The organism is Amycolatopsis decaplanina DSM 44594 (assembly GCF_000342005.1).
Lineage (GTDB): Bacteria > Actinomycetota > Actinomycetes > Mycobacteriales > Pseudonocardiaceae > Amycolatopsis > Amycolatopsis decaplanina.
The window spans coordinates 96,034-107,125 of record NZ_AOHO01000028.1 but is presented as its reverse complement, the minus strand read 5'-3'; the positions used below and the strand labels follow the sequence as shown (position 1 = coordinate 107,125).

10 protein-coding genes are annotated in these 11,092 nt (G+C 68.5%); 4 read left to right on the top strand and 6 right to left on the bottom strand.

The features are described from left to right. Window positions 1–46: 46 nt before the first annotated feature. From H074_RS05885 to H074_RS05860, 6 genes are all read right to left on the bottom strand, one after another. Window positions 47–1,225 (bottom strand): ABC transporter substrate-binding protein, encoded by a 1,179-nt coding sequence (locus H074_RS05885; protein ID WP_007029105.1) that lies wholly within the window; start codon window positions 1,223–1,225, stop codon window positions 47–49. Then, the gene (locus H074_RS05880; RefSeq protein ID WP_007029104.1) at window positions 1,222–1,623 is read right to left on the bottom strand and encodes a nuclear transport factor 2 family protein; all 402 of its coding nucleotides are present in this window, start codon (window positions 1,621–1,623) and stop codon (window positions 1,222–1,224) included. The genes H074_RS05885 and H074_RS05880 overlap by 4 nt, the downstream gene beginning before the upstream one ends. Before the next feature lie 9 nt (window positions 1,624–1,632). After that, window positions 1,633–2,400 (bottom strand): MoaF C-terminal domain-containing protein, encoded by a 768-nt coding sequence (locus H074_RS05875; protein ID WP_007029103.1) that lies wholly within the window; start codon window positions 2,398–2,400, stop codon window positions 1,633–1,635. Between the two features lie 40 nt (window positions 2,401–2,440). Continuing rightward, entirely contained in the window at window positions 2,441–3,439 is a 999-nt protein-coding gene (locus H074_RS05870) for an AraC-like ligand-binding domain-containing protein (protein ID WP_007029102.1), read from the bottom strand. Window positions 3,440–3,501: 62 nt separating this feature from the next. Beyond that, entirely contained in the window at window positions 3,502–3,984 is a 483-nt protein-coding gene (locus H074_RS05865) for a hypothetical protein (protein WP_007029101.1), read from the bottom strand. 112 nt (window positions 3,985–4,096) lie between these two features. Beyond that, window positions 4,097–5,431, bottom strand: coding sequence for a cytochrome P450 (locus tag H074_RS05860; protein WP_007029100.1), 1,335 nt, complete (start codon window positions 5,429–5,431; stop codon window positions 4,097–4,099). Between the two features lie 127 nt (window positions 5,432–5,558). Between H074_RS05860 and H074_RS05855 the strand changes: the two genes are divergently transcribed. From H074_RS05855 to H074_RS05840, 4 genes are all read left to right on the top strand, one after another. Further along, entirely contained in the window at window positions 5,559–6,839 is a 1,281-nt protein-coding gene (locus H074_RS05855) for a hemolysin family protein (RefSeq protein ID WP_007029099.1), read from the top strand. Window positions 6,840–6,901: 62 nt separating this feature from the next. Further along, window positions 6,902–8,581, top strand: coding sequence for a dihydroxy-acid dehydratase (ilvD, locus tag H074_RS05850; protein WP_007029098.1), 1,680 nt, complete (start codon window positions 6,902–6,904; stop codon window positions 8,579–8,581). A gap of 50 nt (window positions 8,582–8,631) precedes the next feature. Further along, complete coding sequence (locus tag H074_RS05845; protein WP_007029097.1) at window positions 8,632–9,384, top strand: NPP1 family protein; 753 nt, start codon at window positions 8,632–8,634, stop codon at window positions 9,382–9,384. A gap of 587 nt (window positions 9,385–9,971) precedes the next feature. After that, a complete protein-coding gene (locus H074_RS05840; RefSeq protein WP_007029096.1) occupies window positions 9,972–11,090 on the top strand; it encodes a helix-turn-helix domain-containing protein in 1,119 nt (372 codons plus the stop codon). The last annotated feature ends 2 nt before the right edge of the window (window positions 11,091–11,092 follow it).

Genomic DNA, 11,092 nt, shown 5'->3' with positions numbered 1-11,092 from the left:
GTGTGAGGGGGAGAGAGGCGCGACCCAGTACGCACCTTGCCTCCCGTTATTTCTTGGGAATCCGCAGCCAGTCGTCGGCGACGAGCTCCCATTTGCCGGTGCCGGAGGCGAGCTTGATCGGCCAGCCCGCGGTGTTGTCGTGGTGGATCCGGCCGGGACCGAAGACGTACGGCGTGCCGACCATCGGATCGGTGATCGGCTTCATCTCGCGCAGTGCCTTGGTCACCGACTCGCGGGTGATGTCACCGCTGATCCCGCGAACGACGTCGAGGAAGTACTTCGCCGCCAGGTAACCGCCCTGGCTGAACGAGGTCAGCGGGATGTTGTTCTTGGTCATCAGCTCGCGCCAGTCCTTGTTCTGCGGGCTGGTCGCGTCGGTGAACGGGTAGAACTCGGCGGGCACGTACACCCCGGCGCCGGCGTTGGTGATGGCCTTGGCGTAGTTCTCGCTGTAGACGCTGGTGAGCAGCAGCCACGTGACGTCGTTCCAGCCCTGCGCCGCGGCGGCCTTGAGCTGCCCGATGGAATCCGGCTCGACCGGGTTCACCGTGATCGCCTTGCAGCCGGCGTTGCGGGCCTTGACGATGTAGGAGGTGTAGTCGGAACCGCCGTAGGGCACGGTCGCGTCGAGGTACTTGAGCTTCTTGCCGGTGATGGCCGACCACTCGTCGATGGCCGCCTGATACGACGGCAGCGTGTTGCCCGCGATCTCCAGCAGCGCGCAGATGTCGTTCAGCTTCAGCGTTTCCGAGCCGTAGAGCAGCGTCAGCGTCATGTCGTGGTATGGACCGACGTTGACCGGGGCGATGTTCGGGCTGGAGAAACAGGCCGGGTCCACGCCGATGCCCTGCATGGACAGGATCTTCTGCTGCTCGTAGTACTTGTTGTTGATTTCGCATTCGATGAGGCTGGACGAACCGACGAGCGCCACCGCCTCGTCGCGGCCGACGACCTCACGGGCCGCGGCGGCCGCGGCCGCCGGGTCGCCCTTGTCGTCGAGGGCCTTGTACTGGATCTGCCTGCCGTTCACACCGCCGCTCGCGTTGGCCGCGTCGAAGACCGCCTTGGCCGCCTGGGAGGCCTCGGGGAACGTGGCCGCGCCGCTCAGCGCGTTGACCGAACCGACCACGATCGGGCCGCTCGAACCGCTTTCGGATCCGGCGCAGCCCGCCGTGGAGAGCAGGACGGCGGCGGCGAGGGCGACCAGGCGCCGCGCCGGTCTCACCGGTCCTCCGCGGCGTTCGCGGCGTTGACGACGGGGACGGAGTCGACGATCTGCTCGAACGAGACGACCTTGCCGCCGTCGAACTTCCATACGTGCGCGACACGGGCGGTGAACGAGCGACCGGTCTCGCGGTGCTTGCCCCGATAGGTCCCGAGGCCGATCACCGTGTCACCGGCGTCGAGGAGGTCATCGAGGGAGAAGGTGTAGCCTTCCCAGTCCCTCGCGATCGCGCCGAAGACGTTGTCCCGGACTTCTTCCGGGCCGGTGTAGGTACCGGCGTAAGGGAAACCGGCCGCCTCCGTCCAGGTGGTCTCCGGACCGAGCGGGGCGAGCATGCCCGCCAGGTCGCCCCGGTCGCTCGCGGCGTAGTGCGCGGCGATGATGTCTGAATTGGACACTGAAGCTCCTTAAACCGGTTGCGCGTCGGGATAGGCGACGGCGCCGAGTGGGTAGATGTGCCCGCCCGCGCGGGAATGTTCCGACCGGCCGTCGCCGGTCAGGCCGAGGAAGACACCGGTGGTCTTCAGCGCGTAGCCGAGGTCGTGCAACCACACACTGGCCACGGCGATGCGGAATTCGCGGAAACAGAACAGGTAAAGCCCGTCCTGGAACTTCCACACCGTCGACAGGTCCATGTCCCCGTGGCCGCGCTGCACGCCTTCGAGGCATTGCCAGGCGTAGCGTTGCGAGGACACGTACACGTGCTCGTAGAGGTGTTCCGGGCTGTAGCGGTAGATGTTGCGCTTGCCGATCAGATCGCGCGACGGCCCCGGTTCCTCACCGGTCGGCGTGCCCGCGTCGGTCGTTCCGGACCAGAAAGTCTGGGAGACACGGGGAACGCCTTCGACGTCCTCGGCGCCGATCACCGAACGCACGGCGAGCGCGCGATGCGTCGTCGTGGAGAAGACGACGGTGAGCGCTTCACCTTCGACGCTGGTGTGGGGGAGATTGACGAAGAAGACGTCTTCCCGGACGGCGACCGCGTCGTACGGATCCTTGATGCCGTTGCAGGTGACGGTTTCAGCGTCCTCGAACCGCAGCGCGAGCGTCGTCCCGTCGTCGAGGGTGACGGTGAGCTCGCGTCCCGACAGGTCCGCGTTCGGCAGGCGGTAGGTGGCTATTCCGGCGGCGAACTCGTCATAGGTGCGCCACTGTTCCTCGGGTGCTTCGGACATGCGGTCATCGTTCAGGCGACCGCCCGGGAAGGGCCAGCTGTCACGCGCTGGGCGGCAACAACCGATCGCTCACGGTCAAGCCGCGGCGCAGTTCGCTCGGCGAGCAGCCGAATTCCGTCTTGAACACCCGGCTGAAATGCGGCGCGTCCACGAAACCCCACTTCGCCGCGATGGCCGCGACGGGCCGCGAAGTGTGCACGGGGTCGAGCAATTCGCGGCGGCAGTGTTCGAGGCGCCGGGTGCGGATCCAGCCCGAGACGGTCGTGCCCTGTTCGTGGAAGAGGCCGTGCAAATGCCGGGTGGAGATGTAGTGCTCGGCGGCGATCTGCGCCGGGCCGAGGTCGGTGGAGGAGAGGTTGGAGTCGATGTAGGCGAGGACGCGGCGCATCAGTTCGTGGTGCGGCCCGGCCGTCGCGCGGGCGAGGTCGAGTTCGCTGGCGAACAGCGTGGCGAGCAGATCGACCGCCGTATGCGCGAGCCGGACGCCCGCCGGCCCGCCGAGCTGGTCGAGGTTGCTGCCGAGCTGCGCGAGGAAGGGCACCACCACGTTGCCCATGCCCCGCTTGCCCGACATCGGGACCGCGGTCAGCTGGCCGACCAGGTCGCGGGGGAGATCGATGAGCCGCTGCGGGAACATCACCACGAGCGTGCGGAAATCCTCTTCGAACGCCAGGGAATACGGGCGGTGCGTGTCGTACAACGCCACGTCACCGGGGCGCAGCATCGCTTCCCGGTCGTCCTGGATCAGCAGCCCGGTCCCGGACAGGATCAGGCTCAGCTTGTAGTAGTGCCTGTCCGCCCTGGCGATGAGTTCGGGCGTCCGCTCGACCACGTGCGCCGACGCGGTCACCTCGGTCAGCTGCACGTCGTCGGCGCCGCACGAGCGGATGCGGCCGCGAAAGTGGTCCCGGTGCTCGCTCGTCACGTGCAGTGGCACGAAGGACTGCGACACCACCGTGCGGAAATCCGTGAAATCTCGCGCGACCGTGGTGGTGGTCGGGTCGGCGGTGGCGGTGGTCACGAGGTCACCTCGCAGCATCGGGGGGTGAATTTCATATACGATAAGCGATACGATGCTGCCGGGCAATGATCGCGGCGAGGTCAGTCGGCGAGGCGGAACAGGAGCGTCCTCGGGTCCACGTCGACGGGTACCACCGTGCCCGTTTCGTAGCGGCCGACGTCCTCGGTGAGGACTCGCGCACTGAACGGAGTCACTCCCGGGCCGGTGACGACGAGGTCGACGTCGTCCGTCGGCGTGCTCACCTCGCCGACCCAGATCCGCTTGCTGGAAACGACTTCGGCGTTCGCGCGGACACCCGTCCGGTCGAGTCCACGGTGGGCCTCGCGGGCCTTGGCGTTCTGCCGGAGATGCGAGCCGACCGTGCCGAGCCCGCCGAGTGTGAAGACGGCGCCCATGGCGATGACGACCAGGCGGTCGTCATCGCCGGGATCGAAGCGGGTGCTGATCCAGAGCAGGGCCGGGCCGATCAGGACCAGCACGGTCATGAAGAAGCCCAGGAGGCACCCGATGACGGTGAAGGCAGGTAGCTCCGGGGCTTCCCTGCCTTCGCGGTCCGTCTTCACCGGCGTGAGGTTACTGACCGGTTTCCGTCGCTGGTCCGGTAAAAATGCCCGCGCGGTGGGTCACCCCTCGTGAGTGGTAAGGACGGTTCTAACCGTCCTTACCACTCACGAGTCAGGTGAGCGCGGCGGGAAGCGTTTCGAAGCCGCGCAGGATCCGGGTCTCCCGCCGTCGCGCACCGCCGAGCAGCCGCAGGCCGGGGAAGCGTTCGAAGATCGACCGCAGGCCGATCTCGCCTTCCATCCTCGCCAGTGAAGCGCCGAGACAGTAATGCCGTCCGGCGCCGAACGACACGTGGTCCCGCGCGTTCGCCCGTCCGACATCGAAGGCGGCCGGGTCGTCGAAGATCTCCGGATCCCGGTTGGCGCCCGCGAGCACGGTGCTGACGATCGCCCCGCGCTCGATGCGTGTCCCGCCGATCTCGGTGTCGCGCGCGCACAGCCTTCCGGTGAGCAGGACCGGCGGGTCGTAACGGAGAATCTCGTCGACGGCGTTGCTCCACAGGTCCGGATTCGCGCGCAGTTTCCCGAGTTCGGCCGGGTGCCGGGTGAGCAGGGCGATGCCGTTGCCAAGGAGGTTCACGGTCGTTTCGAAGCCGGCCGCCAGTACCAGTCCGGCGGTGGCCTTGAGTTCCCGCTCGGTCAGGCCGACGCCGTCCTCGCGGGCGGCGATCAGCTTGCTGAGCAGGTTGTCGCCGGGGTTCTTCCGCAGCTTCTCCAGATGCACGGTGAGCCACAAGTCGAACTCGGCCAGCGTCGCCTCCACCGTCCGGAAGGTCCGCCACGACAGGCCGAGGTCGAGGCTCGGGGCCGCGGCGCCGCCCAGCGCGAGCACTTTGTCGCGTTCTTCCGGCGGGACACCGAGGATCTGGCTGATCACCGTGACCGGCAGGAGCCCGCAGTACTGCTCGATGAGATCCACGGGGTTCGCCGGGTCGAGGCCGTCGAGCAGTTCGTCGGTGATCGCTTGTGTGCGCTCCCGTAGCTGCTCGACCGCGCGGGCGGTGAAGACGCGGGTGACCAGCTTCCGGTAGCGCGTGTGGTCGGGCGGTTCGCTGGCGAGCAGCGACGGCGGTTCGATCGGGTGGATCAAACCGGACGACGACCAGGCGACGAGCCGGTTGAGCAGTGGGTTGTCCGGGACGAACCGCACGGTTTTGAACGCGTCGTCGGTCAGGATCTCCTTGCACGCCGAATGCCGGGTGGTCACGTGCCCGACCCGGGTGGTGGCGATGGCGCCGTGCGAGCGGATCTCGTCGAACAGCCCGGTCAGGTCCGCGCCACCGCTCGCCTCGACGGACAGCCTGCCCTGGAGATCGCCGCGGCGCGCCGCGGCCCGCAGGGCGACCCGGGGGATGGCGTGGCCGATGCTCCAGCGGGTGACCGGCTTGGCGATCTTTTCCGCCTTGCGCCGTAACGTCCGTGCGGGAGCGGTCTTGAGTGCGAACATCAGGACTCCGTCCGTGCTGGTCCTTCGAAGGTATCGGAACGACGTGTCAGTAGCCAGCAGCCGCACTCTCTGCGGATTCGCTTCGCCCTCGGTAATGTCTGCACTTCCGGCGGGCCGGGGAGTGCTTGTGGGCGGCTACGGGTTCGACATCGCGCTGGTCGCGGTGCTGGTGGTGCTCAACGCGGTGTTCGCGGGCAGCGAGATGGCGCTGATCTCGTTGCGCGAGGGGCAGTTGCGGGCCTTGGAGCGAGATGGCCGCGCGGCCGCTCGCACGCTGGTTCGGCTGGCGCGCGACCCGAATCGGTTCCTGGCGACGATCCAGATCGGCATCACGCTCGCCGGGTTCCTGGCTTCGGCGACGGCGGCGGTGTCCCTCGCGCAACCCTTGGTGCCGCTGCTGAGCTTCCTGGGCAACGCCGCGGGGGCGGTGGCCGTCGCGCTGGTGACCATGGTCCTCACGTTCCTGACCCTGGTGCTCGGGGAACTGGCGCCGAAGCGGCTGGCCATGCAGAACGCGCTGCGGTGGGCGTTGCTGGTGGCGCGTCCGCTGAACCTGTTGTCGGCGATCTCGAGGCCCGTGGTGTGGGCACTGAGCGTCTCGACGAACTTCGTCGTGCGCGCGCTGGGCGGCCGGGCGGAAGCCGATCCGGACCAGATGTCCCCCGAGGAGCTGCGGGAACTGGTCTCGGCGCAACGCGGCCTGAACACCGAGCAGCGCATGATCATCAACGGCGCCTTGGAGATCCACGAACGGCGGCTGCGGGAAGTGCTCGTCCCCCGCCGGGCGGTGCTGACCCTGGCCGCCGAGCAGGATCTGCCCTCGGCGCGCAGGCAACTGGCCGAGTCCGGGCACTCACGGGCGCCGGTCGCCCGCGGCGGCCATCTGGACGACGTCGTGGGCGTGGTGAGCCTGCGTGATCTGCTCGAAGACCGTGAAGATCTCGCGGAAGTGGTCAGGCCGGCGGTGGTGTTCCCCGACTCGCTGCGGGTGTCGGACGCGCTGCGGAGTTTCAAGGCCGAGCGAGAGCAGATGGCGCTCGTCGTCGACGAGCACGGCGCCGTCGCGGGCATGGTCACGCTTGAGGATCTGCTGGAGGAGATCGTCGGCGAGATCTATGACGAGACCGATCGTGACGTGCTGGCCGTCCGCGACGGCAAGGACGGTTCCCTGGTCCTGCCCGGCACCTTCCCGGTACACGACCTCGTCGACGTCGGGGTCGAACTGGCCGACGCGCCGCCGGGGGAGTACGCGACGATCGCGGGACTGATCCTCGTGATCCTCGGGCGGATCCCGGAGAAGCCGGGCGACCGGGTGGTGGTCTCCGGCTGGACGGCCGAGGTGCTCGGCGTGGAGCATCACGCGATCACGCGGGTGGCGTTGCACCGTGGAGCGAAACAGGCGGGGTGAGTTGCGCGGGGCGCGCCGGGTTGGCAGCGTGCGCGATGTCCCGCCACGAAGGAAGGTGCCCGATGTCGCAAGACCAGCCGGATTTGAAACCGCGTTCGCGCGACGTGACCGACGGCCTGGAGCGCGCGGCGGCCCGCGGGATGCTCCGCGCGGTCGGGATGGGCGACGACGACTTCGCCAAACCACAGATCGGGGTGGCGTCCTCGTGGAACGAGATCACCCCGTGCAATCTGTCGCTCGACCGGCTGGCCAAGGCGGTCAAGAACGGCGTGCACGCGGGCGGCGGCTACCCGCTCGAGTTCGGCACGATCTCGGTGTCCGACGGCATTTCGATGGGACACGAGGGAATGCACTTCTCGCTGGTCTCCCGCGAGGTGATCGCCGACTCGGTCGAGACGGTGATGATGGCCGAGCGGCTGGACGGCTCCGTGTTGCTGGCGGGCTGCGACAAATCCCTGCCGGGCATGCTGATGGCCGCGGCCCGGCTCGATCTCGCTTCCGTCTTCCTGTACGCCGGCTCGATCATGCCCGGCCAGGTCGACGGCCAGGACGTCACGATCATCGACGCCTTCGAGGCGGTGGGCGCATGTCTGGCGGGCAAGATCAGCCGTGCCGAAGTGGACAGGATCGAACGCGCGATCTGTCCCGGCGAAGGGGCCTGCGGCGGGATGTACACCGCGAACACCATGGCGTCGGTGGCCGAGGCGCTCGGCATGTCGCTGCCCGGATCGGCCGCCCCGCCCGCCGTCGACAGGCGCCGTGACGGTTTCGCCCACCGGTCCGGGGAAGCCGTCGTCGGGATGCTCCGCCAGGGCATCACCGCGCGGCAGATCATGACCATGGAGGCGTTCGAGAACGCCATCGCCGTCGTGATGGCGCTGGGCGGTTCGACCAATGCCGTCCTCCACCTGCTCGCGATCGCGCGCGAGGCGGAGGTCGATCTGCGCATCGACGACTTCAACCGCATCGGCGACAAGGTCCCGCACCTCGGCGATCTCAAGCCGTTCGGAAAGTACGTGATGAACGACGTCGACAAGGTCGGCGGCATCCCCGTGGTGATGAAGGCACTGCTCGACGCCGGGCTCATGCACGGCGACGTGCTCACCGTGACCGGCAGGACGATGGCCGAGAACCTCGAAGGCATCGCGCCCGCCGGGGTCGACGGCGAGATCATCCGCCCGCTCGACCGCCCGATCCACAAGACCGGCGGGCTGACCATCCTCAAGGGATCGCTGGCGCCCGAAGGCGCGGTCGTGAAGTCGGCGGGCTTCGACGACTCGACGTTCACCGGCACCGCGCGGGTGTTCGACGGCGAACGAGCCGCTCTCGACGCGCTCGCCGAGGGCCGGATCATCGCCGGGGACGTCGTCGTCATCCGGTACGAAGGCCCCAAGGGAGGGCCGGGAATGCGGGAGATGCTCGCCATCACCGGCGCGATCAAGGGCGCCGGGCTCGGGAAGGACGTCCTGCTCATCACCGACGGCCGGTTCAGCGGCGGCACGACCGGGCTCTGTGTCGGCCACATCGCCCCGGAAGCCGTCGACGCCGGGCCGATCGCGTTCGTCCGTGACGGGGACACGATCACCCTCGACGTCGCGAACCGGACGCTCGAAGTCGAGATCGACGACATCGAAGCCCGCCGGGAGGGCTGGACCCCCAAGCCGCCGACGTACACGCGCGGCGTGCTCGGCAAGTACGCCAAGGTCGTCCGGAGCGCCGCGCACGGAGCCGTCTGCGAGTAAGCCGACCAAGGAGGGTTCCGTGTTGAATCAAGCCGTGAATAAATAACTGCATGCGACGGTTCACCACGGTCCTCCTCGGTACGCTCGCCGCCCTCCTCCTCGTGACAGGAACAGCCTCCGCGGCTCCGCCGCAGGCACTGGACTGGTCGGCGCCCTGGCCCGACCGGATCTACGAACCCGCCTTCGACTACGACGGCGACGGTTGCTACCCGACCCCGGCGATCGGCCGGGACGGCACTCTCGCGCCGGGACTCGCGCTGGGCGGCGACGTCAACGGCCAGTGCCGCGACCTGTCCGATCTGGACAACACCAACGCGTACTCACGGGTGAAGTGCAACAACGGCTGGTGCGCCTACCTGTACGCGCTCTACTTCGAGAAGGACCAGGCCTCGCTCGGCCCCGGGAGTGCCGGGCACCGGCACGACTGGGAGCACGTCGTCGTGTGGGTCCAGGGGGAGTGGGGCATGTACGTGTCGACGTCGGCGCACGGCAAGTACACGACCCGCCACCGCGACCAGGTCCCGTGGGACGAGACGGGCAAGCATCCCAAGGTGATCTACCACAAGGACGGGATCAGCACGCATTGCTTCCGGCACGCGAACTTCGGTGAGGAACCGGAGAACCACAAGAAGCAGTGGCAGTACCCGCCACTGGTCGGCTGGGACGGCTACCCGCCGGGCCTGCGCGACAAGCTGACCGGGCACGACTTCGGCAGCGCCCAGCTGGGGATCAGGGACTCGTCGTTCAACGGTGAGCTCGCGAAGGCGAAGCCTGCCGGGATCCCGTTCGATCCGTACGCCTGAGGGGTGGCGCCCAGCCCCGGGGCTGAAGGGCCCTTCACCGCATGCGATGCCAGGGTCCCGGCAAAGTCGCATAAACGCTGGCCGATGTCGCTCTTGGTGATTCGAGGTGGACCTCCGAACGGGGCAGATGACAGAGGGCTTGAACCGACGATGTCCACAAAGGTCACTAAATGACAGGTGAATGTCCGTTCTGTGCTTATCTGTACGATTTTTGACCGGGGTCGTGAGTGATAAGGGTCGTTCTAACGACCCTTATCACTCACGACCCCTTCGCAAAATGCCCGAATCGGACACGGTCACCTCGAAAGTGTCCCCTGTGGACAGCCGAGAAGGTGTCGGGCCACCGTGACGAGCCCCCTCCATCACCCAATTGACCAGCGGATAGACAACTTTGCCGTGCCCCTGGCATGCGATGCGGTGAAGGGCCCCTTTGTCGCATCGGACGCGGGAAGAGTCCCCTTCAGCCCCCACGATCGGGTGATGCGTAGGCCGGATAGGCGCGAGTACGTAATTCACCCGATGTGCCCGGCTACTCCGCAGTAGCAGACTCGGCGGCCCGACGATTCCCGCTGCTCCGGAGGTCGACGATGACCGCGTCCCCCGCCCCTGCCCGCTCCGCCGCCCTCGTGATCGCCCGCGTGGTCGTCGACGGGATCCGGCGTTCACTGCCCGAACACGCGCCGCTGTTCGACGCGCGCGCCACGGAGTTCGTCGCCTCGGTACTTGAGCACGACGGGATGAACTCCGCGCTGGGGATCGCCGCCGGTGCGGACGCCTTCCGGCAGGTCGGTGTCGCCGAATACGCCGCCGGGAAGGAACTGGAGCGGCTCTCCCGGACCTACCACTCGGCGGGCCGGTGTGCCCTGCCCGTGCTGGCCTCGCTGTCGCGGCAGCCCGGGGCGGGGGCTGCCCTGATGGACACCGGGGTGGAGGCCTTGCTCCGCTGCGCGGACGTCCTCATCCGGCTGTCCACCGCCGCCTACCGCGCCGCGCACACGCCTTCGGTGGCCGAATTGCGTCAAGACCTGCTGAAGGAGATCTTGAGCGGCCGCCCGCCCGCGAAATGGGCGGGACTCGCGGCCGAGGCGGGCTGGGTGCCGCCCGCCCGGGTGGTGGCCATCGCGGCGGAGCCCGGCGCGGTCCGCGCCTCCTTCGGTCCGGAGGTGCTGGCCGCCCTCACCGGCGAGTACCCGCATCTGCTCGTGCCCGACGACGTCGAGATCGGCGGTGTACTGGCGGGGACGCGGGCGGCGGTCGGGCCCGCGGTGGCGCCCGCCGAAGCCGCGGTGTCCCTGCGGTGGGCGCGCCGGACGCTGGAGCTGGTCCGTCGCGAGGTGATCGAGGACGGCCCGCTCGTGCGCTGGTCGGACCACCTGACCACGCACTGGCTGTTCGCCGACGAGGTGCTCACCACCGCGCTCGTCACGCGCAGCCTGGCGCCGATCGCCGGCCTGCCCGCGAACGAGCGGGCCAAACTCGCCGAAACCCTCGACGCCATGCTCTCCGCCCGCGGCGGGGCACCCGAGATCGCGGACAACCTCGGCGTCCACCCGCAGACGGTCCGCAACCGCCTGCGCCGTCTCAGGGGCCTGTTCGGCGCCCGGCTCGACGACCCGCAGGCGCGGCTCGACCTGCGGATCGCCTTGCGCGCGGAGTTGTTCACATCCGAAGACGACCGGCAGGCCTCCCCGATGAAGGTGGCGTGAGC